General features: G+C 61.7%; 22 protein-coding genes. 12 read left to right on the top strand and 10 right to left on the bottom strand.

From position 1 onward, the window contains the following. Positions 1 to 61: 61 nt before the first annotated feature. Positions 62 to 478, bottom strand: a complete 417-nt coding sequence (locus tag LNV08_RS07345) for a hypothetical protein (RefSeq protein ID WP_263533047.1) — start codon at positions 476 to 478, stop codon at positions 62 to 64. A 200-nt stretch (positions 479 to 678) separates the two neighbouring features. On the opposite strand from LNV08_RS07345, the gene LNV08_RS07340 reads away from it, so the two are divergent. After that, positions 679 to 1,182, top strand: a complete 504-nt coding sequence (locus LNV08_RS07340; protein ID WP_263533046.1) for a hypothetical protein — start codon at positions 679 to 681, stop codon at positions 1,180 to 1,182. Positions 1,183 to 1,187: 5 nt separating this feature from the next. Here the strand turns inward: LNV08_RS07340 and feoB are convergent, their stop codons facing one another. The 5 genes from feoB to LNV08_RS07315 form a co-directional block, all read right to left on the bottom strand. Next, a complete protein-coding gene (gene feoB / locus LNV08_RS07335; RefSeq protein ID WP_263533045.1) occupies positions 1,188 to 3,098 on the bottom strand; it encodes a ferrous iron transporter B in 1,911 nt (636 codons plus the stop codon). After that, on the bottom strand, positions 3,076 to 3,345 hold the full coding sequence (locus LNV08_RS07330) for a FeoA family protein (protein WP_263533044.1): 270 nt from the start codon (positions 3,343 to 3,345) through the stop codon (positions 3,076 to 3,078). Before LNV08_RS07330 ends, feoB begins: the two co-directional genes overlap by 23 nt. Positions 3,346 to 3,408: 63 nt before the next feature. Then, positions 3,409 to 5,796 carry an ATP-binding protein gene (locus LNV08_RS07325; protein WP_263533043.1) on the bottom strand — a complete coding sequence of 796 codons (2,388 nt, stop codon included), beginning with the start codon at positions 5,794 to 5,796 and terminating at the stop codon, positions 3,409 to 3,411. A gap of 44 nt (positions 5,797 to 5,840) precedes the next feature. Continuing rightward, entirely contained in the window at positions 5,841 to 6,392 is a 552-nt protein-coding gene (locus LNV08_RS07320) for a YfiR family protein (RefSeq protein ID WP_263533042.1), read from the bottom strand. A gap of 2 nt (positions 6,393 to 6,394) precedes the next feature. Continuing rightward, positions 6,395 to 8,377 (bottom strand): TonB-dependent receptor plug domain-containing protein, encoded by a 1,983-nt coding sequence (locus LNV08_RS07315; RefSeq protein WP_263533041.1) that lies wholly within the window; start codon positions 8,375 to 8,377, stop codon positions 6,395 to 6,397. A 508-nt stretch (positions 8,378 to 8,885) separates the two neighbouring features. Here LNV08_RS07315 and LNV08_RS07310 point away from each other — a divergent pair. The 11 genes from LNV08_RS07310 (at position 8,886) to dut (ending at position 19,468) form a co-directional block, all read left to right on the top strand. Then, a complete protein-coding gene (locus LNV08_RS07310) occupies positions 8,886 to 9,884 on the top strand; it encodes a BMP family lipoprotein (RefSeq protein WP_263533040.1) in 999 nt (332 codons plus the stop codon). After that, complete coding sequence (locus LNV08_RS07305) at positions 9,884 to 11,470, top strand: ABC transporter ATP-binding protein (RefSeq protein WP_263533039.1); 1,587 nt, start codon at positions 9,884 to 9,886, stop codon at positions 11,468 to 11,470. Before LNV08_RS07310 ends, LNV08_RS07305 begins: the two co-directional genes overlap by 1 nt. After that, complete coding sequence (locus LNV08_RS07300; RefSeq protein WP_263533038.1) at positions 11,467 to 12,588, top strand: ABC transporter permease; 1,122 nt, start codon at positions 11,467 to 11,469, stop codon at positions 12,586 to 12,588. Before LNV08_RS07305 ends, LNV08_RS07300 begins: the two co-directional genes overlap by 4 nt. Continuing rightward, positions 12,581 to 13,582, top strand: a complete 1,002-nt coding sequence (locus LNV08_RS07295; protein ID WP_263533037.1) for an ABC transporter permease — start codon at positions 12,581 to 12,583, stop codon at positions 13,580 to 13,582. Before LNV08_RS07300 ends, LNV08_RS07295 begins: the two co-directional genes overlap by 8 nt. A 20-nt stretch (positions 13,583 to 13,602) precedes the next feature. Beyond that, a complete protein-coding gene (gene cdd / locus LNV08_RS07290) occupies positions 13,603 to 14,031 on the top strand; it encodes a cytidine deaminase (RefSeq protein ID WP_263533036.1) in 429 nt (142 codons plus the stop codon). Continuing rightward, positions 14,031 to 14,882, top strand: coding sequence for a purine-nucleoside phosphorylase (locus LNV08_RS07285; RefSeq protein WP_263533035.1), 852 nt, complete (start codon positions 14,031 to 14,033; stop codon positions 14,880 to 14,882). The genes cdd and LNV08_RS07285 overlap by 1 nt, the downstream gene beginning before the upstream one ends. Positions 14,883 to 14,899: 17 nt before the next feature. Further along, positions 14,900 to 15,652 (top strand): deoxyribose-phosphate aldolase, encoded by a 753-nt coding sequence (deoC, locus tag LNV08_RS07280; protein WP_263533034.1) that lies wholly within the window; start codon positions 14,900 to 14,902, stop codon positions 15,650 to 15,652. Between the two features lie 9 nt (positions 15,653 to 15,661). Beyond that, a complete protein-coding gene (gene deoA / locus LNV08_RS07275) occupies positions 15,662 to 16,981 on the top strand; it encodes a thymidine phosphorylase (protein WP_263533033.1) in 1,320 nt (439 codons plus the stop codon). 94 nt (positions 16,982 to 17,075) lie between these two features. Next, positions 17,076 to 17,777 carry a tRNA (guanosine(46)-N7)-methyltransferase TrmB gene (gene trmB / locus LNV08_RS07270; RefSeq protein WP_263533032.1) on the top strand — a complete coding sequence of 234 codons (702 nt, stop codon included), beginning with the start codon at positions 17,076 to 17,078 and terminating at the stop codon, positions 17,775 to 17,777. 15 nt (positions 17,778 to 17,792) lie between these two features. Continuing rightward, the gene (coaBC, locus tag LNV08_RS07265) at positions 17,793 to 19,019 is read left to right on the top strand and encodes a bifunctional phosphopantothenoylcysteine decarboxylase/phosphopantothenate--cysteine ligase CoaBC (protein WP_263533031.1); all 1,227 of its coding nucleotides are present in this window, start codon (positions 17,793 to 17,795) and stop codon (positions 19,017 to 19,019) included. After that, positions 19,016 to 19,468: a dUTP diphosphatase gene (dut, locus tag LNV08_RS07260; protein ID WP_263533030.1), complete on the top strand. Its 453-nt coding sequence runs from the start codon at positions 19,016 to 19,018 to the stop codon at positions 19,466 to 19,468. The genes coaBC and dut overlap by 4 nt, the downstream gene beginning before the upstream one ends. A 44-nt stretch (positions 19,469 to 19,512) precedes the next feature. On the opposite strand, the gene LNV08_RS07255 is transcribed toward dut, so the two are convergent. From LNV08_RS07255 to LNV08_RS07240, 4 genes are all read right to left on the bottom strand, one after another. Next, positions 19,513 to 20,532, bottom strand: a complete 1,020-nt coding sequence (locus LNV08_RS07255) for a sulfate ABC transporter substrate-binding protein (protein WP_263533029.1) — start codon at positions 20,530 to 20,532, stop codon at positions 19,513 to 19,515. Between the two features lie 240 nt (positions 20,533 to 20,772). Next, positions 20,773 to 22,377 carry an ABC transporter substrate-binding protein gene (locus LNV08_RS07250; protein ID WP_263533028.1) on the bottom strand — a complete coding sequence of 535 codons (1,605 nt, stop codon included), beginning with the start codon at positions 22,375 to 22,377 and terminating at the stop codon, positions 20,773 to 20,775. An 84-nt stretch (positions 22,378 to 22,461) separates the two neighbouring features. Continuing rightward, entirely contained in the window at positions 22,462 to 24,672 is a 2,211-nt protein-coding gene (locus tag LNV08_RS07245) for an EAL domain-containing protein (protein ID WP_263533027.1), read from the bottom strand. Positions 24,673 to 24,693: 21 nt separating this feature from the next. Then, entirely contained in the window at positions 24,694 to 25,221 is a 528-nt protein-coding gene (locus tag LNV08_RS07240) for an FKBP-type peptidyl-prolyl cis-trans isomerase (RefSeq protein WP_263533026.1), read from the bottom strand. Between the last annotated feature and the right edge of the window lie 61 nt (positions 25,222 to 25,282).

The raw sequence follows: 25,282 nt of genomic DNA, 5'->3' as shown, positions 1-25,282 counted from the left end.
GGAGGCAGCCAGGTCCAAAGGCTGCTTGCAGACAGTGCCGGCCTGAGTGCCGGCGCAGACCTTAGTTGGGTATCAGCGCCGAACCCAGCGCCTGCACGGCTTCGTCCAACTTGGCTGAAGCCAAGGCTTTGCACTGTTCCACCGATGCATTGGCTTGCGAGCCAAATGTGGTGGCGCTCTTGGCCGGCTTGAACAGCAGATCCTTGCCCTTGACCGGCAGCATCAGCGTGCGGGCGGTGATCACGCAAGTCTTGTTCGCATCAATGCCACCTTCGACTTGGCTCAGAAAGCCCCATTTTTTGGCGGGAAAGAGCTTGACGAACTTGGCCGTGGGGGCCTTCAACCAGATCGCTTCGGCGCTGGCTTGATCCATCCAGGGCGCGGTCGAGTGGTCGATGATGATGTATTTGACGGGTGCTGCAAAGGCCAGCGAGGCGCAGGGCAACAAGAGGGCGGCCATCAGCTTGGAGATTTTCATGGGTTTCTTTCGATGTGTCGGTGTGCAAATGGACGCGACCGAGCATGGCGGCCGACTGCGCGGATTGTAGGGAGAGTTTTCGAGAAAAATCTGTGTTTGGTGCTTGCTGACTATCGGCGTAAACCCGAGTGTCGGCCGCAGGCCGCGCGGCCCATGCCGCTTTGCGTGAAATGTTGAAGCTGCTGGCTATTATCCGGTTCATGGTGACCTCAACTCCGCGCAAATCCTCCGCCGCTTCCAGCGTAAGAACGGCTGCTCCTACCAAGACGGCCAAGACAGGCAAGGCGGCCGTTACGGCCAAGGCGTCCAAGCCCCTGAAGCGGGGTACGGCGGCAAGTGAGGAGGCGGCCCCACAAGCCCTTGAAGAGCCGTCGACCCAGCCTTCGCTGCGCTTTATGCACAGCCAGGCCATGCGCAAGCAGACGCTGAAGGTGCTGTCTGCGATGGAGCAGGCGGATGCGCCCGGCGAGCACCGGGCAGCCTTGGCCGATATGGTCGTGGTGTTGATGACTGCCGGCATGGATTTCTATTTCCTCGCCCCACTAAAACAAGCCAAGGCCGGCTTTGTGATTCAGCAGTCGGCCAATCTCGGCATGGTCGGCGTGCAGCAGCTGATGGGCGGGGTGATCCGCAACATCATCGGGCGCATGGATGGGCCGGCCTTGTTGAGCGTGTGTGGCTCCATTCGCTCAATGATGCATTGAGCTGCCTAGCTCAGCAGCCATGTGCTGAGCCTGAAGGTGACGAAGGACGCCAAGTAGGCCAGGCCGAACAGGTAAGCGGCCATCACCAGCGGCATGCGCAGCCCGCCGGTTTCTCGACGCACCGCCGCCAAAGTAGCCAGGCATTGGGGCGCGAAGACGAACCAAGCCAATAAGGACAAAGCGGTCGGCAGGCTCCAACTCTGCGCGATCAGCGGTGTCAAGGCTTGGGCCGCGTCCTCGGCTCCGGCCGACAAGGCATAGACGGTGCCCAAGGCGCTGATGGCGATCTCGCGCGCTGCCAGGCCGGGCACCAAGGCCAGGCTGATTTGCCAGTTGAAGCCAATCGGCTCGAACACATGGGCCAGGCCGCGCCCGAGCATGCCGGCCACGCTGTACTCGATGGCCGCGCCGGTGGCACCGTCCGGTTTGCCGGGGAAACTCGACAGCGCCCACAGCAGCAAGGTCAGGCACAAGATGATGCCGCCGACGCGCTTGATGAAAATAGCGGCCCGCTGCCACAGGCCAATCATCACATTGCGCGGATTGGGCCAGTGGTAATTCGGGAGTTCCATCATCAGTGGCCTCACTTGGCTGCCGCTAGTGAAGCGTTTGAGTACCCAGGCGACGGCCAGGGCGCCCAAGATGCCGGCCAGATAGAGCCCCAGCAAGACCAAACCTTGCAGCTCGAAGCCACCCCATACCAGGCGCTGCGGAATGAAGGCCCCAATCAACAAGGCATAGACCGGCAAGCGGGCCGAGCAGGTCATCAGCGGGGCAATCATGATGGTGACCAAACGGTCACGCGGGTTGGCGATGCTGCGCGTGGCCATGATGCCGGGAATCGCGCATGCAAAGCTAGACAGCAAGGGGATGAAGCTGCGCCCGGACAGGCCCACGCTGCCCATCAAACGGTCGAGTAAGAAGGCGGCGCGCGGCAAGTAGCCCGACTCTTCCAGCACCAGGATGAAGAAGAAAAGAATCAGAATCTGCGGCAAAAACACCAGCACGCCGCCCACACCGGCGATCAAGCCGTCGACGATCAAGCTGCGCAACCAGCCGTCTGGCAGCTGGCCCGAGGCCTGTTGCCCCAGCCAAGCCATGCCTGCCTCGATTTGATCTTTGGGCCATTCGGCCCAGCTGAACACCGCTTGGAACAAAAGGAATAACACCAGCATCAAGATCAGCGGGCCGGCAACGGGGTGCAGCAAGACCCGGTCTATCCGGTCGCTGGGCAAGTGCGGCAAGACTTGGTCGAGGTCCAGCGCCTGCAAGATCTGCCGCACGGCGGCGTGGTCGCTGGCTTGATGCCCTGCCGGCGCGCTGGCCGCGTTCAGCTCGGGCAAGGCTTCAGCAGCCGGCGACCAGACCTCGCGCTGATCGAGCAGCAACTTCAGCTCGTCCACGCCAAGGCCTTGTGTGGCCACGGTGCGAATCACCGGCACACCGATGGCCGCGGCCAACTTGTCGGCGTCGATATGGATGCCGCGGCGGTCGGCCAAGTCAGTCATATTGAGCGCCACCACGCAGGGCAGGCCCAGGCGCTTGACCGCCAGCACTAGGCGCAAGGTGCGGCGCAGATTGGTTGCGTCGAGCACGCAAATCACCAGATCGGGTCGCTTCTCGCCGCGCGCACGGCCGGCCAAGACATCACAGGTGACGCGCTCGTCCGGCGAGCGCGGATGCAAGCTGTAGGTGCCGGGCAGGTCCAGCAGGCGCAGGCTCTTGCCCGCCGCGCTGCTCAGGCGTCCTTCCTTGCGCTCGACCGTCACGCCGGCATAGTTGGCGACTTTTTGCTGGCTGCCGGTCAGGCGGTTGAAGAGGGCGGTCTTGCCGCAGTTCGGGTTGCCTACCAGCGCCAACAAGGGGCCGCTCGGGTGCAGATGGATGACGGCTTCACGCACCGAGGCTTCCTTCATTCAAGACGGTGATGCAGGCCGCTTCGGCTCGCCGCAGCGCAAACGTCGACTGGCCGATGCGCACCACCAAGGGGTCTGCGCCGGGTTGGCCGCGCGCCATCACCCGCACCGCTTCACCGGGCAAAAATCCCAGCTCTTCCAGCCATTCGGCCCATTCGGGGGCATAGCTGGGTGAGCTCACGCCAACGACGCTGAGCGCCGCGCCAATCGCTGCCTCGGCCAGGCTGTCTGGGGCTTCGTGGGTCATGGATTTTGAAGTGGGTTTAATGCAATCAAGAATTATTCGCATTGTACCCATGCCGGGCGGCGCTCAGGAACTTGGCTGACTCAATGTTTGATCAAGCGCAAGCTTGAGTTGCTCAAGTCCGGCGGCAAATTGTTCCCCTTGGCGCAAATCGGCGAAGCGCTCAAGTTCATCGCTTAAGTCGTAGCTGCGCCCCTGGGGTTCGATGAAGGCCAGGCAGCCTTTGATGCCGTGCACGGTGGTGGCCGCCGCAGGCCAGTCGGCTTGGGTGATCGCGGCTTCGATTTCCTGCAGGCGCAAGGGCCATTGCTCCTTGAAGGCGCTCAACATCTGCCCCTTCAGTTCGCGCACGCGCTGCGCTCGAATCTCTTGCTTGCTGACCGGGGTGGCGAGGCTGCTCGGCGCCAAAGGGCTTGCTGGGATGTGTGGGCCTTGCTCAGACTGATCATTGGGCTGATCGCGTGGCAGCTCAGGCGGCGCATTGCGCGGCTTGAGTGGGCGACCTTGGATGCGCCGCGCTTCAATAACGTCGGCGAGTACCTGATGCAGCGCTCGCTCGTCGATGGGCTTGCTCAGAAAACCGGCCATGCCGCTGCTCAGGAAGCGCGCTCGGTCTTGCTCCGAAGCATTGGCCGTCAAGGCAATGATGGGGATCTGCGGCTCAGGGAACACCAGCTCGCGCCAACGCCCGGCGCGGATATGGCCGGTCGCTTCCAGCCCATCCATCACCGGCATGCGACCATCCATCAAGATCAGGTCAAAGGCCTCCTGGGTCAGCGCCTGCAAGGCCTGCTCGCCGTTGTTCACCAAGGTCAGGGTGTGGCCCATATCGTTGAGCAGGGCCTTGATGATCAACTGATTGGTCTGCGCGTCCTCGGCCACCAGCACATGCAGGGCATGGGCATGGGGGACTAAATCCTGCTCGGCTACTTGCTGCGGCTCTTGCCCAAGTGCAAATGGCACTTCAAAGTAGAAGGTGCTGCCCGCGCCTAGGCTGCTTTGCAGGCCGATGCGCCCGCCCATCAACTCCACCAACTGCTTGCAAATCGACAGGCCCAGGCCTGTGCCGCCAAAATTGCGCGTGGTTGACATATCGGCCTGTTCGAATTTCTGGAATAGCCGTCCCTGAGCCTCCTCGCTGATGCCCAAGCCTGAATCTTGGACGGCGAAGTAAATCGATACTTGCGCGGGCCCAGGCCCGGTCGCGTCGCAGCGCTCGGGGCTGCTCAAGCTGGCGGCCACGGTGACACCGCCGCGTTCGGTGAATTTGATGGCGTTGCCGACCAGATTCAACAGCACTTGGCGCAGCCTTGTCGGGTCGCCCTGCAGGTAATCCGGTATTTGCGGGTCCAGGTGCAGCTCCAGCCGAATGCTTTTTTTTACAGCTCGCTCGTTCAGCAGTTGCATGGCGTCGTCCAGCAAGGGCCGCAAGGCAAAGTCCACCGTTTCCAGCTTGAGCTTGCCCGCCTCGATCTTGGAAACATCGAGCAAATCATTGACGATCTGCAGCAAGGCCTGCGCATTCTTGCTGGCCAAATCAACGCGCTCACGCGCGAGCGGCTCCATCTGCCCGCGCAAGCCAAGTTTGAGCATGCCCAAAATACCGGCCAGCGGCGTTCTCAACTCATGGCTCATCATCGCCAGGAAAGCACTCTTCAGAGTCGAGGCCTGTTCGGCCGCATCTTTCAGGGCCAGCAAGCGGCTGTTGCTGTCCTCCAGCTGGCTGTCGCGTTTGACGATCTGGTCGAGCATGCGGTTGAACACCGTGCTGAGCGCGCCGACCTCGTCATTGGCCACCACCTGGGCGCGAACGGTGAACTTTTCGCGTTGTGACACCTCTTCCATGACCTGCTTTAGGCCGGTGATGGGGGTCAGTGCACGGCGCAAGAAGCGGCGTGCCAAAAGCAGGGCTGCGGCACCGGAGAGGCCCAGCGTCAGCACCAGGGCCAGGGCGAAATGAAGAATGGATTGCCACATCCGCGCCAAATCCACCTTGGCAACCAGCGTACCCACGCGAGCATCCGACAGCATCACCGGTGCGGCCAAGATCAGCGAGTTCTCGAACAGGCGGGATTCGCGCTGCAGTTGCAACTCGGCATTGCTCAAACCCATGTTTGCGCTGGCCAGGTGGCTGGCAATGATGCTGCCGTTGACGCGCAAGATGTAGACCGACTGCAGACCGGGATAGATGCTGGCGGCGCGCAAGATTTCACCGGCCGCCTTCTCGTCATCAAAAACCAGCGGAGACGCCGCTTGCACCGCCAGGGTATTGAGCCAGGCTTGGCTGCCGTCGATCACGGCGGCGCGCTGCATCACGGCCTCCTGCGCGGAGGTCAGCAGCAGCGCGATGGCCAAGGCTGCCGCGAGAGCGGCTGCAAGAATGCGCTCAAGCCGCGTGACCAAGGAGCGCTGCTTGGCCTGATTCAGGGCTGTGCTGGTCTGAGGACTTGTCACCGTTGCTTCAGGGTCGGGTTGGATAGGCGGGCAGGGGTGGGGCGTCAATTCGTGCTTCTGGCCAATTGCAAGACTTTGGACGACAAAACGATGCCGACCTTTTTGGCCCGCTGGATATTGACATCAAACACCAGTCGTTTGCCGTCCAGCGACAACAATATTGCCGCACCGGCTGCCACCGGCGTATCGGCCACCGTCAACACCGGCGCGTCCGCCAAGTGTTTCAGGATGGCTTGCATATTGGGTGCCTCTTGCTCGGTGACGAAGAGCAGCTGACATTTTTTGATGCCGGCCAAGCCGTTCATGCGGCTGACCGACAAGCGCCGGCCGTTGACATTCTTGCCTTCGAGACTGCTCAAGGCCTCGCCGAAACTGTCCTGACCCAGCACGCAAAGCGTCAGACCTTCCTGTGGCGTTTGGGGGTCCAAATTGGGCCATTCGGCAAAGATCATGAAGTTGTAAAGATAGCTGGCCTTCATGGCGTACTCGGGTACGGCTTGCGCCCTCGCAGTCGGGCACAAGGTCGAGCTCAGACCGGCCCCCAGCAGCAAGGCCGGCAGCAGCAATCTCAGCTTCGACAGCAAAAGGCGCTTCATCCTTATTTCCAGAAGTCCCAGCTGACTTGCAGCCAATAAGTCCGCCCGTCCATCTGCATGGTGTCAAGCGCCATGCCTTCGCGCGTGTTCCGGACCACCGAGGCCGGCACCTCAAATTGGCGATTCAATGCGTTCTTGATGCTGAGGGAGGCGCCGACACCGTTCCACCGCTGCGCGGAGGTCAGCGTCAGATTGAAGAAGCTGGTGCCGCCCACTGGGCGGCCCGGCCGCACCATGACGTTGTCTGAGTTGCGCAACTCCTTGGTGATGCGAGAGCCCAGGTACTGGGCTTCCAAACCTATGCGCAAGATGTTGTCGAGCGCCGGCCAGCTGAGATTGACCTTGCCCAAGCTGCGCGGCGAATTGACCAGTCGCAACCCCTCGGAGTCCGTGGCGTCTTGCCAAGCGGCACTGGCGCGCAGCTGCACATCGCCGGCCCAGCTTTGGTCGATCTGCACTTCCAAACCCTTGGTTTTGCTCTGGCCATCGAACACATCGGCGCCGCTGGCTGACGCCACATAGTGCTGATCAGACAAGACATAGTGGTAGACCGATCCGGTCAAGCGCAGCTTGGGGCTCACGTCGTGTAGCAGCACCAACTCTGACGCGCTGACATGCTCGGGTTTGAATAAGTCCGATTGCTTGGAAGAGCTGACGTCGTAGGGGTTGGGCAGGCGAAAAGCCTGGCTGTGGGACGCCTTGATGGTGGTCTCGGTGTCGGCCTGCAGGGTCAGCGCCAGCCTCGGGCTGATGGCGGCCTTGTGGGCATAGCGAATGCAAGGTTCGACCGAGCAGTCGATGGCATTGGGTTTGTCATAGCGCAGGCCGACATTGGCGCTGAGCTTGTCGCTGACAGTGAACTCGTCGGTGGCATACAGGCTGTAAGTCCTGTTGGTATAGGGGTAGCGGTAATAAACGAATTGTTTTTGAAATTTGGCGTCCAGCGCCACCGGAGAAAATACTTGTTTGAAATCATCCCGGTACTCGGCTCCAAAAACCAAGGTATGCCCGGTAAAGCGGGTCAGTGCAAACTTTTGATCGAGTCCCCACCACCGGCCTTCATGCTGGTTTTGCCTGAATTGCTCCTTGGGGTCTATGGCGCCATATTCGCGAATCGATTTATCTTCGTACAGGCCGTAGTACAGGCGCGAAACCGATTTGAAATCCTGGCTGATATTGAAGTCATATTTCGCGCTGGCGTGGCTGGTCTCGTCGACCAAATGGTAGATTCGGTTGAAAGCGTCCTCGCGTCTTGGTAGGGGGGAGGCCTTGGTTCGGGTCACGCTGGCGGCCTGCAGGCTCAAACCATTGAATTCCACTTTCGCGAACAGGCGCCGAGCCTCTTCAAAATCCTGACCGACGGCCCAACCATTGTTTTGCTTGGGAGTGTCAAAGTAAGGGAAGTAGAAGTCTTGCCCGTCGCTCTTGAGCCAAGACGCCGAGAACAACAGGTCCAGGCCGTTGTCCAACTTCTTGCCGAAGCTCAGCCGCTCTTTGCGGCCGCCATGGCTGAAAACGTCAGCGGCCAGCTGGGCTGAATTGAAATCGCTGCCTTTTTTGGTGATGACATTGATAATCCCCAGCAAGGCATTGTTGCCGTAAGTGACCGAGCCGGTGCCGGGTACATATTCAACCCGGTCTATTAATTCGAGGTCAATCAAGCCCGAGTTGTCAATATAGGCTTGGTTGTAGAGATTGTCTTGGGTGGCGCTGCCATCAATCAATACCATGATGCGGCCGACATAATCACCCGGTGCACCAAAACCTCGGCCGCCCAGATATTCATAACGCCGATCAAACGTGGTGTAGAGCCCGCGCATGCTGTTGATGACGTCGGCCAAGGTGCGATATCCAAAAGTTCGGATATCGGCAGCGGTCACGATCGAAACCGCCGAAGGTGAATCGCTGACTTGCTTGGCTAGTTTGGACGCGGTGATCACGTCTGTTTGAGTGAGTTTCTCAAACGGCAACGAGGTCAAGTCCAATGGCTTGTCCTGCGCCCAGGACTGGGCGCTGCAGGCGAGGGCCAAGCAGAGAATCGTAATAGGTCGCATGCGTTGAAAAGTCGTCAGGGGGACCTGAATGGCGAAGGGGGCTACGCGCCGAGTTCGAACTGTACTTGAGCGAAGCTGCGTCAAGACCTATGCAAACCCCTTGGGGCTGTCCGAACTGCTGGCCTCGACTTCAACAAGACAAGGCCGCCGCTTGGCTGAAAGATTGCCAAAACTTTGCCAAGTTCGGCCAATGCTGGTCTGTGTTGGTCGCTGTTGGTAGGTGGGCGGCACAGGCGCGGGGCAAGGGTGCAGGTCAAAAGTGCATAAGCTAAAAACCGCTGTTTTTCCGCACAAAATCGAGTGCGCAAACGTTTAGCGTTTTCCTTTAGACGGGAAGACCTGCAAATTTCCTACAATGCACGGTCCTTGTTCGGGTCCGCCTGAGCATGCCTGTTCTGCCGATTTTCGCGCAGATGATTTTTAGCCAAAGCTCCAAGCCATGATTGCTTCCCCGAAGTTTGCACCTCCTGCTCGCACAGCCCTGGCGCTGGCTTTGTCATTGTTGGCGCTGGCCGCGCAGGCCCAGACCAAGCCGGCGGTGATTTTTGACATGGGCGGCAAGTTCGACAAATCGTTCAATGAGTCGGCTTACCGGGGCGTCGAGCGCTGGAAGGCAGAGACCGGCAAGCCCTATCTCGAGTTCGAGATCAGCAACGACACGCAGCGCGTGCAGGCCATCCGCCGCATGGCCGAGCGTGGCGCCAGCCCCATCATCAGTGTTGGTTTCGCCCAAGCCTCGGCGCTGGAGCAGGTCGCCAAAGAGTTCCCCAAGACCCAATTCGCCATCATCGATGCCGAGGTCAAGCTGCCCAATGTGCAGTCGCTGCTGTTCAAGGAGCATGAGGGCAGCTATCTGGTCGGTGCGATGGCCGTGTTGGCCAGCAAGACCGGCAAGGTTGGTTTTGTCGGCGGCATGGACATTCCCTTGATTCGCAAATTCCAGTGCGGCTACGAGCAGGGTGCCAAGGCTACCAACCCCAAGGCCGAGGTGTTCTCCAATATGACAGGAACGACCTCGAGCGCCTGGAACGACCCGACGCGCGGCGGTGAGTTGGCCAAGGCACAGTTTGCCAAGGGCTCGGATGTGGTATTTGCCGCCGCCGGCGGCACCGGCTCTGGCGTCTATCAGGCTGCCAAGGATGCCGGCCGCTTGGCCATCGGCGTGGACAGCAACCAAAACCATTTGCAGCCCGGCACCATGCTGACCTCAATGGTTAAGAACGTCGATGTGGCGGTCTATAACGTGCTCAAGGGCTGGAAGCCCGGCACCACGACGCTGGGCCTGAAGGACGGCGGCGTTGAATATGCGCTGGACCAACACAATGCCAAGCTGGTCACGCCGGCCTTGAAGGCCAAGGTCGATGCGATCAAGGCCGACATCGTGGCGGGCAAGATTCGCGTCGCTGACTATATGGCTGACGGCGCCTGCAAGTACTGATGAAACGTTCAGCAAGCCAGGGCGCTGTGGCACCTGCCGTGCGCCTGTCTGCGATCTCCAAGCGCTTTGGCGCGGTGCAGGCCAACCGCGAGGTCAGCCTGACCGTGGCTGCCGGCACGGTGCATGGCCTGGTGGGCGAGAACGGTGCGGGCAAGAGCACCTTGATGGCCATTCTCTATGGCTATTACCAGGCCGACTCGGGCTCGATTGAAGTGGCGGGGCAGCCGGTCCATATCGGCAACTCGCAACAGGCCATCGCCCTGGGCATCGGCATGGTGCATCAGCACTTCATGTTGGTCGATACCTTGAGCTGCCTGGACAATGTGATGCTGGGTGCGGAGCCCGGCTTCTTCTTGGCCAGCGGCGCGCGCAAGGTGCGGGCCAAGCTGCAAGCCTTGATGACCGAGACCGGCCTGCATGTGAGGTTGGACGCCTTGGTCGGCGATCTGCCTGTCGGCGAGTTGCAGCGCCTGGAAATTTTGAAGGCGCTTTACCGGGGCGCCCGCGTGTTGATTCTGGATGAGCCGACGGCCGTGCTGACGCCGCAGGAAACCCAGCAACTGTTCGAGACGCTGCGGCGCTTGCGAGCGAGCGGCGTGACAATTTTGCTGATCACACACAAGCTCAAGGAAGTGATGGCGCTGTGCGACACGGTCACCGTGATGCGCGCCGGCCAAATCGTGCAGACCACGCCAATCGCCGACACCAGTGCCGAGGACTTGGCCCAGGCCATGGTCGGGCGCAAGGTCAATTTGGGCCGCAAGGAATCCGAGGGCGTCGTCGCTCAAAAGGCGCTGCGCCTGCAAGCCCGCGACTTGAGCCTGCGCGCCGCCAATGGTGTGCCGACTCTGGCCGGCGTGAGCCTGAGCTTGTATGCCGGCGAGATCGTCGGCGTGGCCGGTGTGTCGGGCAATGGCCAGAGCGAGTTGCTGGAGGTGCTGTCTGGCATGTTGGCGCCCGAGGCGGGCCACTTGCAGCTCGACAACAGTCCCTTTGATGCGGCCGCCGGCAATTGGCTGACGCCGAGCAGGGCGCGTGAATTGAAGCTGGCCCATGTGCCCGAAGATCGCCATGCCTGCGCAATGGTGATGAACTTCCCGGCCTGGGAAACCGCCGTGCTCGGATATCAGAATCTGCCAAGCTATCGCAGCGGCCCGGCCGGGCTGGGCATGAACCAAGGCTTGATGCGCGAGCAGACCGCCCTAATGCAAGAACGCTTTGATGTGCGGCCGCGCGACGTCAACCTGGGCTCGTCCAAGTTCTCCGGCGGCAATCAGCAAAAACTGGTGATGGCGCGTGAGATTGGGCAAGCGCCGACGGTCTTGCTGGTCGGCCAGCCGACGCGCGGCGTTGACATCGGCGCAATCGAGTTCATCCACGGCCAGTTGCGCGCCCTGCGCGACGCCGGTTGCGCGGTGCTCTTGGTCAGCAGCGAGTTGGATGAGATTTTGGCCTTGGCGGACCGTGTGATTGTGATGAATGGTGGCCGAGTGACTGGGGAGTTAGACATTGCCGACTGTGACGAGAAGAGCTTGGGCCTGCTGATGGCAGCGCAAGCCGATTTGAATGAAAAGGCTTCGGCATGAGCGCGCACCAAACCGCCGCGCTGCCGCGTTGGATCGACGTCGGCCTCTTGCCGTTATGGAATTTGGGTGTAGCGATGGCCGTCGCCGGTCTGGTCGTGTTAGCTATTGGTCAGAGCCCTTTGCAAGCGCTCACCGTGCTCTTGCAGGGTGCGCTGGGTAATGCGCGCGGCATCGGTTACACGCTCTACTACACGACGAGCTTTGTGTTCACCGGCCTGGCGGTCGCGGTGGCCTTTCACGGTGGGCTCTTCAATATCGGCGGCGAGGGGCAGGCGACGCTGGGTGGTATCGGCTTGGGCCTGCTGGCGCTGGCCTTGGGGCCGCTGTTGCCGGCCGCCTTGTTGTTGCCTCTGCTGGTCTTGGCCGCGGCCTTGTTCGGCATGGTCTGGGCCCTGGTGCCTGCGGCGCTGCAGGCTTGGCGCGGCAGCCATGTGGTCATCACCACCATCATGTTCAACTTCCTGGCAGCCAGCCTGAATGTGTATTTGCTGGTCAACTGGCTGCGGCCCAAGGGCAGCATGTCGGTGGAGAGCGATGTCTTTGCTGAGTCGGCCCGCATGCCTGCCCTGCATGAGATCGCCGCAAAATTCGGCCTTGAGCTGCCTTCGTCGCCGCTTAACTTGAGTCTGTTGCTGGCGCTGCTGGCCTGCTTCTTTGTGCACTGGTTTTTGTGGAAGAGTGCGGCCGGCTACGCTTTGCGTGCCGTCGGCAGCGCGCCGCGCGCCGCGCATTGCGCCGGCATCAAGCCGCGCTGGCAGATCATGATTGCGATGGGTTTGTCGGGCGCTTTGGCGGGCTTGGTGGCCGTCAATGAAATCTCCGGCGTGCAGGGCAAGCTGACGCTGGACTTTGTCGCCGGCGCCGGCTTTACGGGCATTGCGGTCGCCCTGATGGGGCGCAACCATCCGGTCGGCATCGTGCTGGCTTCGCTACTGTTTGGCGTGCTCTATCAGGGGGGTGTTGAGGTCTCGTTCGAGTTGCCCGGCTTCAGCCGCGAAATGGTGGTCACGGCGCAAGGTTTGATCGTCTTGTTTGCCGGTGCGATGGCGACCGTCAGTGCGCCAATGTTCGGCCGCATTTATGCCGCCCTCAAGCCAAAGGAGCCAGCTCATGGATGAGATATTGATCGGCTCAGTGTTGGCGTCTACCTTGCGCGTTAGCACGCCGCTCTTGTTGTGCGCGCTTGCTGGCCTGGTTGCTGAGCGTTCCGGCGTGGTGGACATCGGCCTGGAAGGCAAGATGCTGTTCGCCGCTTTTGCTGCAGCGGCCGCCGCCAGTGTCAGCCATTCGACCGGCTTGGGAATGCTGGCAGCGATCGCGGTGGCCTGTTTGATGTCCTTGATCCACGGTTTTGCCTGTGTCACGCATCGCGGCGACCAGGTGGTGTCGGGCGTGGCGCTGAATATGGTGGCGGCAGGTCTGACGGTCGTATTGGGCATTGCCTGGTTCCAACAGGGCGGGCAGACCCCGCCGGTAGCGGCGGATGTGCGCCTGACCGGCCTGATCCCGGCCTGGAGCGAGCTGGATGGCGCGGTGGCGGATTTGGGCCCCTGGCTGGGCGCGGTGATCGGCCATGGCCTCTTGAGCCACAACATCCTGGTTTATCTGGCCTTTGCCCTGGTGGCCGGCGTCTGGTTCTTTCTGGAGCGCACCAAGCCGGGCCTACGCCTGCGCGCGGTGGGAGAGAACCCGGCCATGGTGGACGCTGCCGGTGTGTCCGTGCCGCGTCTGCGTTATGCCGCCTTGATGATCAACGGCCTGCTGTGCGGCCTGGCCGGCAGTTACTTGGTGCTGGCGCAGAACGCGGCCTTCTCGCCCAATATGACGGCAGGGCGCGGCTATATCGCGCTGGCGGCGATGATCTTCGGCAAGTGGCGTCCGCTGCCGACGATGTTCGCTTGCCTGTTGTTCGGTTTTCTGGACGCGGTCGCGATTCGCATGCAGGGCGCCCGTCTTCCCGATGGATTGCCGGCCGGCTTGGGCGGTGCCGAGATTCCGGTGCAACTTATCCAGGCCTTGCCTTATCTGCTGACCGTTGTTTTGTTGGCCGGCTTTATCGGCCAGGCCCTGGCGCCCAAGGCACTGGGTCGGCCGTACGTGAAAGAACGTTGAAGTGAAGGAGCGTTGAAGAAATGAAGCTCACGCAAGAAGTACAAGCGCAGCTGCTGCAAGCCTCTTTGGGCGCTCGAGAACATTCTCATTCGCCGTATTCTGGCTATGCGGTAGGTGCTGCGCTGCTGGACGAGCAGGGCCGCATCCATGTCGGCACCAATATCGAGAACGCGGCTTATCCGCAAGGTTGGTGCGCCGAGGCCTCGGCCCTGACCGCGATGGTGATGGCTGGCGGCAAGCGTGCCACCGCCGTGCTGGTGACCGGCCCCGGCCCGGACGTGATCACGCCTTGCGGCGGCTGCCGGCAAAAGCTGCGTGAATTCGCCGGTCAAGATTTACTCATCATTGCCGGCGACACATCCGGCATCAAACAGCAATGGACGCTGGGCGAATTGCTGCCCTTCAGTTTCGGCCCCGAACATCTCACCGTCAGTGGAGTTAAAAAATAATGATTGATAACAAGACCCTCAATATCGCGATCGACGCCACGGTAGCCAAGCTGAACGATTCTTTCGGCGCAGCCCCCGCCGTGGCCGTGGTGCTGGGCTCGGGCTGGGCCGGCGCGGTCAGTTTGGTGCAGGACGCCAAGCACCTGTCTTATGCCGAGCTGGCCGCTTTCCCGCAGCCCAAGGTTGAAGGTCATGTCAACGAGATCGTTGTCGGCAGCATAGGCGCGCAGCGCGTCGTGATGTTGCGCGGCCGCGCTCACACCTATGAGAGCGGCGAATGCACCGGCATGGCCGGCGCCTTGCGCAGCTTGAAGCGCTGGGGCGTGCAAGTGCTCTTGCAGACCAATGCCTCGGGCTCTTTGCGCACGAATATGGGCCCCGGCAGCCTGATGCTGATCAGCGACCATATCAATGCGCCGCAGCGCTCGCCGCTGGTGGGCGAGCAGGGCAGCGAGCGCTTTGTCGACATGAGCCATGCCTATGACGCTGAATTGCGCGCGCACGCCAAGAAGGTCGCACAAGCGCAAAACCTGATGCTGGGCGAGGGCGTGTATTGCTGGGCGTTGGGTCCGCAGTTCGAAACCCCGGCCGAGATCCGCATGTTCGCCGCCTGGGGCGCGGACGCCGTCGGCATGAGCACCGTGCCCGAGACCATTCTGGCCCGCCACGCCGGCCTGCGCGTGATGGGCCTGGCCTTGATGACCAATATGGCCGCCGGCCTGTCGGCCGAGGCGCTGACCCATGCCTTGACGCTGCAGCAAGCCAGCCTGTCGGGCGAACGCGCCGCCAGCTTCCTGGGCGCTGTGGTGGCCGGCTTGGCCGACTTGCCTTCCTTGCAGCCGGTGGCTTGATGATGGATGAGAGTTTGATGAAAAAAGCGGCCCAGCAGGCCTTGCAATGCCTGGATCTGACCAGCTTGAATGACGGCGACACCCCGGCCGATATCGCAGCACTTTGTACCCGCGCCCAGACACCGTTTGGCCCGGTCGCGGCCGTCTGTGTCTGGCCGCGTTTTGTGGCCCAGGCGCGTGCCTTGTTGCCGGCCCATATCAAAGTCGCGGCGGTGGCCAACTTCCCCGCCGGTGATTTGAATCTGGCGCGCACCTTGGCCGATGTGCAAGAGATTGCCACCGCCGGCGGCGACGAGGTCGATGTGGTCTTGCCTTACCGCGCTTTGATGCAGGGGCAGGCGGTCGAATGTGCCGAATTCCTGGCCGAAGTGCGCCACGCAACGCGGCCGCTGACGCTGAAAGTCATCATCGAAAGCGGCGAGCTGCTGACGAATGATTTGATCGCACAAGGCGCGCGCCTCGCCTTGATGGCCGGGGCCGATTTCGTCAAGACCAGCACCGGCAAGACCAAAGTGTCGGCGACGCCCAAAGCGGCCGGCGTGATTCTTAAAGAAATCAAGCTCAGCGGCCTGGGCTCGGCCGGCTTCAAGGCCTCGGGCGGCATCCGTACGGTGGCCGATGCGCAGGTCTATTTGCAGCTGGTCGAGACTTATCTGGGGGCGGGAGCAATCGTCCCGCAGCGTCTGCGTTTCGGTGCCAGCGCCTTGTTAGGCGACATCGAGGCGGTTTTGGCGGGTGCTGCGGTGGCATCAACGACCGCCGCTTACTAGCGCGAGCCTATGCTGGCTCAAGAAATCATCCGCGCCAAGCGCGACGGGGCGGCCTTGTCCGAGGCGCAGATTCAGAACTTTGTGCGCGGCTTGGTCGATGGCAGCTGGAGCGAGGGTCAGATCGGCGCCTTAGGCATGGCGGTTTTTTTGCGCGGCATGGGCAAAGCAGAATGCGTGGCGCTGACCACCGCGATGATGCGCTCCGGCCGCGTGATGAACTGGCCCGATATGCCGGGGCCAGTCCTGGACAAGCATTCCAGCGGCGGCGTCGGCGACAAGGTGTCTTTGATGTTGGCGCCGCTGGTGGCTGCCTGCGGCGGCTATGTGCCGATGATCTCGGGCCGAGGCCTGGGCCACACCGGCGGCACGCGCGACAAGTTCGATGCCATCCCTGGCTACAGCTGCACACCGTCGGCCGACTTGTTCGACCGGGTAGTGCGTGAGGTCGGCTGCGCGGTGATTGGCCAGACGGCCGATCTGGCGCCGGCCGATGGGCGCTTCTATGCCACCCGCGATGTCACGGCCACGGTCGAAAGCGTGCCGCTGATCACCGCCAGCATCCTGTCCAAAAAGCTTGCAGCCGGCTTGCAGGGTTTGGCGATGGATGTGAAATGCGGCAACGGTGCTTTTGCCGACACGCCCGAGATGGCCCAAGCCTTGGCGCAAAGCATCGTCGAAGTGGCGAACGGCGCCGGCCTGCCGACGCGGGCCTTGATCACCGATATGAACCAGGTGCTGGGCAGCGAGGTCGGCAATGCGCTGGAGATGGCCGAGGCCATCCGTTACTTGAAAGGCGAGGGCCTGCGTGATGCACGCTTGCATGAGGTGACGCTGGCCTTGGGCGCCGAAATGCTGCTCTTGGGCGGCCTGGCGCGCGACACAAGCGAGGCGACGCTGAAACTGCAACAAGCGCTGGATAGCGGCGCTGCCGCCGAGCGTTTTGCCCGCATGGTGGCCGGTCTTGGTGGTCCGGCCGATCTGCTGGAGAGGCCGACTGCTTATCTCGCTAGCGCGCCGGTGATCGTCCCGGCGCCGGCCCTGCGCAGCGGCCGTTTGACGGCGATGCAGACCCGCGATATCGGTATTGCCATCGTCGAGCTGGGCGGCGGCCGGCGCAAGGCGAGTGATGTGATCGACTTCCGCGTGGGCTTGAGCGCCATGCGGCAATTGGGCGATGAAGTTCGCGCTGGCGAGCCATTGGCTTTTGTGCATGCGGCAGATTTGCCTGCCGCCGAACGTGCGGTGGCGCAGCTGCAGGCGGCCTGCCATTTGAGCGAAGACGCCGGCGGCTGGCAGCCGGCCTCGCCCATCTTGGCGCGGGTCGGCTAGACTTCCGACCCCGCTTCGCGTCTTTATCAACTTCAACGGCATGTCTGACACCACACCCGCTCCCGCCCCCGAGAACACGCCAGAGAATGCGCCAATGAACGCGCCAGAAAAGCCGCTAGACCCGGCCCAGCATCGCCCGATCAAGAGCTTTGTCGTGCGCGCCGGCCGCATGGGCTCGGGCCAAGTGAAGGCCTTGGCCGAGTTGGGTCCGAAGTTCGTGCTGCCCTTCAAGGCCGAGCGATTGAATCCGGCCGAGGTGTTTGGTCGCGAGGCGCCGCTGGTGTTCGAAATCGGCTTTGGCATGGGCGACGCCACCGCCAAGATCGCACAAACACTCGCTGACACCGACTTCATTGGCTGCGAAGTCCACGCGCCCGGCGTCGGCGCGCTGCTCAAACATATCGACGAGCGGGGCTTGAGCAATATCCGCATCGTTCAGCATGACGCGGTCGATGTGCTGGAGCAGATGATTGCGCCCGATTCGCTGGCCGGCGTTCACATCTTCTTCCCCGACCCTTGGCACAAGGTGCGCCACAACAAGCGCCGCCTGATCCAGTCGCCTTTTGTCGCTCAGTTGGTCAAGCACATCCGCCCGGGTGGCTACCTGCATTGCGCGACAGATTGGGAGCCCTATGCCCAGCAAATGCTGGAAGTGCTTGGCGCCGAGCCGCTGCTCGAGAACACGGCTGAAGGTTTTGCCCAGACGCCTTCTTATCGCCCGCTGACCAAGTTCGAGAACCGCGGCATCAAGCTCGGCCATGGTGTCTGGGACGTGGTGTTCCGCCGCAAAGCTTGAGTACAAAGGCCTGCCATGTCTGACTCCCATGCCCTTGCTGGCAAGCACATCTTGCTCGGCCTGTCCGGCGGCATCGCCTGCTACAAGTCCGCTGAGTTGACGCGTTTGCTCATCAAGGCCGGTGCGACCGTGCAGGTCGTGATGAGCGAAGCGGCCGAACATTTCATCACTGCCGTGACGATGCAAGCGCTGTCCAACCGGCCGGTGGCAAGCAGCCAGTGGGACGCCCGCGAGCCCAACAATATGGCGCATATCAATCTCAGTCGCGAGGCCGATTTGATGCTGGTTGCGCCGGCCAGTGCGGACTTCATCGCCAAGCTGGCGCAGGGTCGCGCCGATGATTTGCTTAGTTTGACGGCGCTGGCTCGCCCCATAGAACGTTGCCCGCTGGCGGTGGCGCCGGCTATGAACCGCGAGATGTGGGCGCACCCGGCCACGCAGCGCAATGTGGCGCAGATTCAGGCCGACGGCGCCAGCCTGTTCGGCCCCGGCAGCGGCGAGCAGGCCTGCGGTGAGGTCGGCGACGGCCGCATGTTGGAAGCGGCCGAGTTGCTGGACGAGGTGATTGCCTTCTTTCAGCCCAAGCTACTGGCGGGTCGTCGTGTGCTGATCAGCGCCGGCCCGACCTTTGAGCCGATCGACCCGGTCCGTGGCATAACGAATCACTCCAGCGGCAAGATGGGTTTCGCCGTGGCCCGCGCCGCGCGTGACGCCGGTGCCGAGGTGACTTTGGTGGCCGGCCCGGTGCATCTGGCCACGCCGCGCGGTGTCAGCCGTATCGACGTGCAGACGGCGCAGCAGATGTTTGACGCAGTGCTGCCCTTGGCGACGCATCATGAGATCTTTGTCGCCACTGCTGCGGTGGCCGATTGGCGGCCGGCGGCCGTGCAATTGCACAAGATCAAAAAGGATGGCAGTGGCAGCCCGCCGAGCTTGAGCATGACGGAGAACCCGGACATTTTGGCCTCAGTCGCCAAATTGGCCGACAGTCCGTTTTGTGTTGGCTTCGCCGCCGAGAGCGAGGACCTGCTCAAGCATGGTCGCGCCAAGCTGCTGCGCAAGGGCGTGCCGCTGATCGTTGGCAATATCGGTCCGGCCACCTTTGGCCTCGACCACAACGCGCTGCTGCTGATTGATGCCAGCGGTGAGCGCGAAATCCCCCATAACGACAAGCTCAGCCTGGCGCGCGAATTGGTGCGTGAGATCTCCGAGCGTTTTGAAAAGAAGACCAAAAGCAAATGACCACGGTTGACCTGAAAGTGCTTGATGCCCGCATGGCCGAGCAATTGCCCGCCTACGCCACCCCTGGCAGCGCCGGCCTCGACCTGCGCGCCTGTATGGACGCCGCCATCACCCTGGAGCCCGGCCAAACCACGCTGATCCCGACCGGACTGGCCATTCACATTGGCGACCCTGGTCTGGCCGCGATCATCCTGCCGCGCTCGGGCCTGGGCCATAAGCATGGCATCGTGCTGGGCAATCTGGTCGGGCTGATCGACTCTGACTACCAGGGTCAGCTGATGGTCAGCTGCTGGAATCGCGGTCAGACCGCTTTTGTGATTGAGCCGATGGAGCGCATTGCGCAGCTGGTCTTGGTGCCGGTGGTGCAGGCGGCATTTCGCATCGTCGATGATTTTTCCGATGCCTCGCAGCGCGGTGAGGCGGGCTTCGGTTCAACTGGCAAGGCTTGAGCCGGCGCTGAATCGCTAAAAGGCTAAAAAGGCCGGCTTGGCTCTCAGCGACCGGGCGTGTAGATTTGATCGAAGTAGCCGCCGTCGGCGAAATGCGTCTTCTGGGCCGCGCGCCAGCCGCCGAAGACTTCGTCCACCGTGATCAGCTTGGTCTGGCTGAACTGCTTGGCATATTTGGCCGCCACCTTGGGGTCACGCGGCCGGTAGTAATGCTTGGCGGCAATCTCCTGACCTTCCGTTGTGTAGAGGTATTCCAAATAGGCCTGAGCCTGCTTGCGCGTGCCGCGTTTGTCGACCACCTTGTCGACCACGGCCACCGGCGGCTCGGCCAGTATGGAAAGGCTGGGTGTCACGATTTCGAACTTGTCCGGGCCCAACTCCTTGACGGCCAGATAGGCTTCGTTTTCCCATGAGATCAGCACGTCGCCGATGCCGCGCTCGGTGAAGGTGGTCAGCGAGCCGCGCGCGCCCGAGTCCAAGACCTTGGTGTTCGCGTAGATGCGTTTAACAAAGGCTTTGGCACTGTCGGCATTGGCGCCGGGTTGTTGCAAGGCATAGCCCCAGGCGGCCAGATAGTTCCAGCGCGCGCCGCCCGAAGTCTTGGGGTTGGGCGTGATGACATCGATACCCGAGCGGGCCAGATCCGGCCAGTTCGTGATCTTCTTCGGATTGCCCTTGCGCACCAGGAACACGATGGTCGAGGTGTAGGGCGATGCGTTGTGAGGCAATCGTTTTTGCCAGTCTGCGGGCAGCAGCTTGGCGTTGTCGTGCAGCGCGTCGATGTCATAGGCCAGGGCCAGCGTCACCACATCGGCCTCCAGGCCATCGATCACCGAGCGCGCTTGCTTGCCGGAGCCGCCGTGCGACTGCTTGACCGTTAAGGTCTCGCCGGTCTTGGCCTTCCAATGCTTGGCAAAAGCGCTGTTGAAGTCTTGATACAGCTCGCGCGTCGGGTCATAGGAGACATTGAGCAAAGAGACTTGGGCCTGAGCCTGGGTCAGGCCGGCAGCGCTCAGCAGCAGGGCTGCGGTCGCGAGGGAGAAGTGGCGTCGGATGGCGTTCATGGATACAGAGGGTTCGGTGATGGGCTGAGGGGAGCTTTGAGAGCAAGCTTATGCATAAGGTTCAGCGCCACTGTAGGCAAGCAGGCAGGGCGCGTGAACCAAGAAGTTCTTCTATGCATATGAGAAAAACGCAGGGCGAGCGCAAAGATGCGCTGCAAAACGCATGTCACGCCTGTCTTGTCAGTTGCTGCTCGCGGCTTGTAGGGGCGCCGAGCGGCACCATCAGCCCATCTACCTTGTTTACTTGGGCGCGGGTGTAACCGTGATCCAGCGCCATTCCAGCCAGTTGTCCGGCCTGTGCACGACCGTGACATTGCTGCGCGCCGCCCAGGGGATGTATTGGCGGTGCAGCGGGATGTAGTGCACCTGCTCGGCCATGCGCTTGAGCGCTTGTTTGATCAGTTGCTGACGCTTGATTTCATCGGGCTCGCGGCTGGAGGCGGCAACGACGGCGTCAAGCTCATCGTCCTTGAAGTTGCCGCGGTTGTATTCGCCGATGCCTTTCTCGCCACGGTTGCGGAAGTGGCTGGTGAAGATGCTTTCCGGGTCGGTGATGGCGCCGCCCCAGCCGAACAGATAGGCCGAGGTGTCGAGTTTTTCGATCTTGTTGAAGAACAGCGCTTTGGGTTGGGCATTGACCTTGACCTTGAGCCCCAGCTTGGCCCATTGCGAGGCCAGCGTCATGCAGATGCGCTCATCATTGACGTAGCGATTGTTCGGGCAATCGAGCGTGAACTCGAAGCCGCTGGCGTAGCCTGCCTCGTTCAAGAGTTTTTTGGCGGCCGCCAGATCGAAAGGCAGGCGCGCTTCCAGTGTCGGATCATTGAAGCTGCCCAAGGGCGAGGGCACCATGGCGCCAGTCGGCGCAGCCTGACCGTCCATCAAGCGGGTCTTGATGGCCTCGATGTCGATGGCCTGGTAGAGCGCGCGCCGCACGCGTACGTCCTTGAAGGGGTTTTTGCCCTTGGGGCTGCCGGACAGCAACTCGTCACGGCCTTGATCGAGGCCAATGAAGATGATGCGGTTCTCGGGCCCGCTGATGATTTTCAGGCCGCTGCTTTGCGCCAGTCGGGCCAAGTCGCGTGGCGCGGGGTCGAGCACAAAGTCCACCTCGCCCGAGATCAGCGCCGCTGTGCGTGTGGCTTCGCTCTTGATCGGGGTGTAGATCACCTCTTGCACATTGCCTTCGATCTGGCCCCAGTAATTCGGATTGCGCTTGAAGACGGTCTTGCTGTCGGGTGCGCGGCTGACCAAAATGAAAGGGCCGGTGCCATTGCTGTGGAAGGCGGCATAACTTTCTTCCTTGCTGGCAAAGTCTTGCGTCTTGGTCGCCTTATTGGCCTCGGCCCAACCCCGGCTCATGATGTAGAGGGTGCTGAGATGCTGCAGAAAAATCGGGTTGACCTGGGGCAGGTTGAACTCGACCGTCAAGTCGTCGACTCGGCGCGGCTCGCCCACGGCATTGGCATACATGGCGATCTGCGAGCTGGGCTGGCGCGCGCGCTGGATGGAGAACACCACATCGTCGGCTGTGAAAGCTCGCCCGTCATGAAACTTCACGCCTGGTCGCAGCTTGAGCAGCCATTTCTGCGGCCCGGTCTGTTTCCATTCGGTCGCCAGTTGCGGCACCAGCTTGAGCTGCTTGTCGCGGGTGACCAGGAATTCGTAGATCTGCCCGTTGACGGTGTTTGTTAGGGTTTCATTCTGTGCGTAGGGATCCAGCGTAAGCGGGTCGCCGGCGCAGGCCCAGCGCAGCGTTTGGGCCGAGGAAAAACCGCTGGACAAAGCTAGGCCGGCAGCTAAGGCAGCGCTGATGACTAAATTGGATTTGCGCATTTGATTCATGGGGGTAGTCTGGCAGAAGCGGGCCATGGCTGCTTGCGCAATGGCTTACAAGCCAGCGTGCCAGCTTGCCCTTAAGTTTGGCAGCTATCTTGTGCGCGCTTGCACGAAAGGGCCGAACTCTTCCGCCGGCATCGGTTTGGCAAACAAGTAACCCTGTACTTCATTGCAGCCTTGCTCACGCAGAAAGTCCAGCTGGCCCTGTGTCTCCACGCCCTCGGCGATGGTTTGCAGGCCGAGGCTTTTGGCCATGCTGATGATGGCGCTCACAATCGCCCGGTCTTCGGGGTCATCGCTGAGGTCGCGCACAAACTGCTGGTCGATCTTGAGCTTGTAAACGCGGAACTTTTTCAGATAGCTGAGCGAAGAGTAGCCGGTGCCGAAGTCGTCGATCGACATGCGAATGCCACGGTCATGCAGGTCATTCATCACCGCGATGGCACCGAGCGGATCGTTCATCGCGACCCCCTCGGTCAGTTCCAGCTCAAGCAGCGCGGGCGCTAGCTGGCATTCGTCCAGAATGCGGCTGACCAGGGACGGCAGGTCGGCGCGGCGGAACTGCACCGAGGACAGATTGACGGCCATGATGATGGGCGCCAAGCCCTGCATCATCCAGTCCTTGAGCTGCAGGCAGGCGGTGCGCAGCACCCACTCGCCGATTTGCAGAATCAGGCCGCTGGCCTCGGCAATCGGAATGAATTCTGCCGGGCTGATGGTGCCCAGGTCGGGGTGATGCCAGCGCAGCAAGGCTTCGGTCCCTATCACTCGGCCGCTCGTCATGCAGATTTGTGGCTGATAGTGCAGCTTCAGCTGATCGCGCTCCAGCGCGCGGCGCAAGGCGTTTTCCAGCAGCAGGATGCGGGCCGACTCGGCCTGCATCTCAGCGGTGAAAAACCGGTAGGTGTTGCGCCCGTCCTGCTTGGCGCGGTACATGGCCACATCGGCGCAGCGGCACAGCGCATCAAAATCAAGGCCGTCGAGTGGATACAGCGCCACGCCGATCGAAGGTGTGACCGTGATCTCATGCTGTTCGATTTGAAAGACCTGGCAGGCCAGATCCATCACTTTGGCAGCCACATGGGCGGCGCCAGCCGCGTCGGCGCCGGGCAGCACCAGGATGAATTCGTCGCCGCCCAGGCGCGAGACCGTGTCTTGCTCGCGCACCGCCGATTTGAGCCTGCGCGCCAACTCCTTGAGTAACTCGTCACCAAAACGGTGTCCGAGCGAATCATTGACGTTCTTGAAATGATCCAGATCGAGGAAGAGCAGGGCCAGCGTGCTGCTGTGGCGCTTGGCGATGTCGATAGCCTGGTTGCTGCGCTCATTCAGCAAGGCCCGGTTGGGCAGGCCGGTCAGCGTGTCGAAATGCGCGAGTTGTTGAATGCGCGCCTCGGCGGCCTGCTGCTCCAGTACTTTCTGCTCCAGCGCCTTGACCGAGGCATTGAGCTCCTGGGTACGCTGGGCCACCATTTGTTCGAGCTGTTGTTTGGCCTGCACCAGTGCGGCCTCGGCGTCCTTGCGGGCGCTGATGTCCATGGTGATCCAGATCGAGCCCAGGGCCAGATTGCTTGGATCCACGGCCTTGGAGCGTACCTCGCAGAAGATTGGCGAGCCGTCCTTCTTGCGCAGCATCATCTCGCCTTGGAAGGCATGACCTGCAGCGAAGGGCGCATAACACTGCTGGCCAGCGGCTTCCCAGTCGGCGTCGCTCAGATACCACTGGCGCGAGGAGCCGCCGTCGAGCTCTCCCGGCGCGTAGCCCAATAGCTCCTCGAAGCTTCGGTTGCACTGTGTCACCTGACGATCGCGCAGGAACACGATGCCGACCATCGCATGGTCCAAAATCAAACGCTGGCCGGTCGTGATCGACAGCAACTCAGCCTCGGCGGCTTTTTGCTCGCTGATGTCGTCGACGATCCAGATCGATCCCTCCTTGGCGTCAGCGGGGTTGACCAGGCGCCCGGTCAGGCTGCACCAAAATTGCTCGCCGCCCAGGCGCTTCATCAGACGTTCGGTTTTGAAGCGTTGACCGGTGGCCAGCACCGGATAGGCCTGCGCACCCAACAGCTTGAACGCGGCCTCGTCGGGGTAAAGCTCGACGCTGCTGAAGCCCAGCATGTCTTGCGCCCGAGCGTGGCCGAAGATCTCGGCATAGCGCTGATTGCACCTGTTGACGCGCCTTTGTTTGACAAAAACAATGCCCACGCCGGCGGTCTCGAGAATGACATCGCGCTCGCGCAAAGCCTGCTCAAGCTGCTGATAGACGCTGGAGACCGAGAACGATTGGGGCTCAGTCATGCTGCTGCTGTCAAACGCTGGTCAATGCAATTGGGCGTCAGGTGGCGCGCCCGACTCAGGATTCCCAACTTGGAAAATGGCTTCACCGAGGCTGCCGGCTTCGATCTCTTCTTCGCTGGCTTCGCGCACGTCCAGCACCTTCAAATGCATGCGCAGGCCCACGCCGGCCAGCGGGTGGTTGCCGTCCAGCACCACATGCTCGGGATAGACGTCGGTGACGGTGTAGATGCCGGGCGCCATGCCTTCGGTGACGGCACCTTCGGGCAGACCTTCGATCTGCATGCCGGCTTCGACACCGTCAGGGAAGAGGCTGCGCGCCTCAAAGCAAACTAGGCTGGAGTCATAGTCGCCAAATGCGTGTTCGGGTTCCAGCGCAATGCTGGCTTCGAAACCGGCTTCTTGGCCGGCCAACTCCTCTTCAACCTTGGCGAACAAGTCATCACCTCCATAGAAGAACTCCAGCGGATCTTCCAACTCGTCGATCAACTGACCTTGGGCGTCTTCGAGTCTCCAGCGCAGGGAGACGATGCAGGGGGCGGAAATTTTCATGGCGATATTGTTTCACAGGGCCGCGCTGTGCATCGCCGGGGCCGTGCAAGGCTTGCGCTGG

Source organism: Paucibacter sp. TC2R-5, assembly GCF_025717605.1.
GTDB classification, from domain to species: Bacteria; Pseudomonadota; Gammaproteobacteria; order Burkholderiales; family Burkholderiaceae_C; genus Paucibacter_A; species Paucibacter_A albus.
The sequence above is the reverse complement of the archived record's forward strand: the minus strand, read 5'-3'. Positions and strand labels throughout refer to the sequence as shown.

Excerpts from the sequence above, each read along its gene's own strand:
- LNV08_RS07345 (WP_263533047.1), bottom strand. The coding sequence starts at position 478 with ATGAAAATCTCCAAGCTGATGGCCGCCCTCTTGTTGCCCTGCGCCTCG.
- LNV08_RS07340 (WP_263533046.1), top strand. The coding sequence starts at position 679 with ATGGTGACCTCAACTCCGCGCAAATCCTCCGCCGCTTCCAGCGTAAGA.
- feoB (WP_263533045.1), bottom strand. The coding sequence starts at position 3,098 with ATGAAGGAAGCCTCGGTGCGTGAAGCCGTCATCCATCTGCACCCGAGC.
- LNV08_RS07330 (WP_263533044.1), bottom strand. The coding sequence starts at position 3,345 with ATGACCCACGAAGCCCCAGACAGCCTGGCCGAGGCAGCGATTGGCGCG.
- LNV08_RS07320 (WP_263533042.1), bottom strand. The coding sequence starts at position 6,392 with ATGAAGCGCCTTTTGCTGTCGAAGCTGAGATTGCTGCTGCCGGCCTTG.
- LNV08_RS07310 (WP_263533040.1), top strand. The coding sequence starts at position 8,886 with ATGATTGCTTCCCCGAAGTTTGCACCTCCTGCTCGCACAGCCCTGGCG.
- LNV08_RS07305 (WP_263533039.1), top strand. The coding sequence starts at position 9,884 with ATGAAACGTTCAGCAAGCCAGGGCGCTGTGGCACCTGCCGTGCGCCTG.
- LNV08_RS07300 (WP_263533038.1), top strand. The coding sequence starts at position 11,467 with ATGAGCGCGCACCAAACCGCCGCGCTGCCGCGTTGGATCGACGTCGGC.
- LNV08_RS07295 (WP_263533037.1), top strand. The coding sequence starts at position 12,581 with ATGGATGAGATATTGATCGGCTCAGTGTTGGCGTCTACCTTGCGCGTT.
- cdd (WP_263533036.1), top strand. The coding sequence starts at position 13,603 with ATGAAGCTCACGCAAGAAGTACAAGCGCAGCTGCTGCAAGCCTCTTTG.
- LNV08_RS07285 (WP_263533035.1), top strand. The coding sequence starts at position 14,031 with ATGATTGATAACAAGACCCTCAATATCGCGATCGACGCCACGGTAGCC.
- deoC (WP_263533034.1), top strand. The coding sequence starts at position 14,900 with ATGAAAAAAGCGGCCCAGCAGGCCTTGCAATGCCTGGATCTGACCAGC.
- deoA (WP_263533033.1), top strand. The coding sequence starts at position 15,662 with ATGCTGGCTCAAGAAATCATCCGCGCCAAGCGCGACGGGGCGGCCTTG.
- trmB (WP_263533032.1), top strand. The coding sequence starts at position 17,076 with ATGAACGCGCCAGAAAAGCCGCTAGACCCGGCCCAGCATCGCCCGATC.
- coaBC (WP_263533031.1), top strand. The coding sequence starts at position 17,793 with ATGTCTGACTCCCATGCCCTTGCTGGCAAGCACATCTTGCTCGGCCTG.
- dut (WP_263533030.1), top strand. The coding sequence starts at position 19,016 with ATGACCACGGTTGACCTGAAAGTGCTTGATGCCCGCATGGCCGAGCAA.
- LNV08_RS07255 (WP_263533029.1), bottom strand. The coding sequence starts at position 20,532 with ATGAACGCCATCCGACGCCACTTCTCCCTCGCGACCGCAGCCCTGCTG.
- LNV08_RS07250 (WP_263533028.1), bottom strand. The coding sequence starts at position 22,377 with ATGAATCAAATGCGCAAATCCAATTTAGTCATCAGCGCTGCCTTAGCT.
- LNV08_RS07245 (WP_263533027.1), bottom strand. The coding sequence starts at position 24,672 with ATGACTGAGCCCCAATCGTTCTCGGTCTCCAGCGTCTATCAGCAGCTT.
- LNV08_RS07240 (WP_263533026.1), bottom strand. The coding sequence starts at position 25,221 with ATGAAAATTTCCGCCCCCTGCATCGTCTCCCTGCGCTGGAGACTCGAA.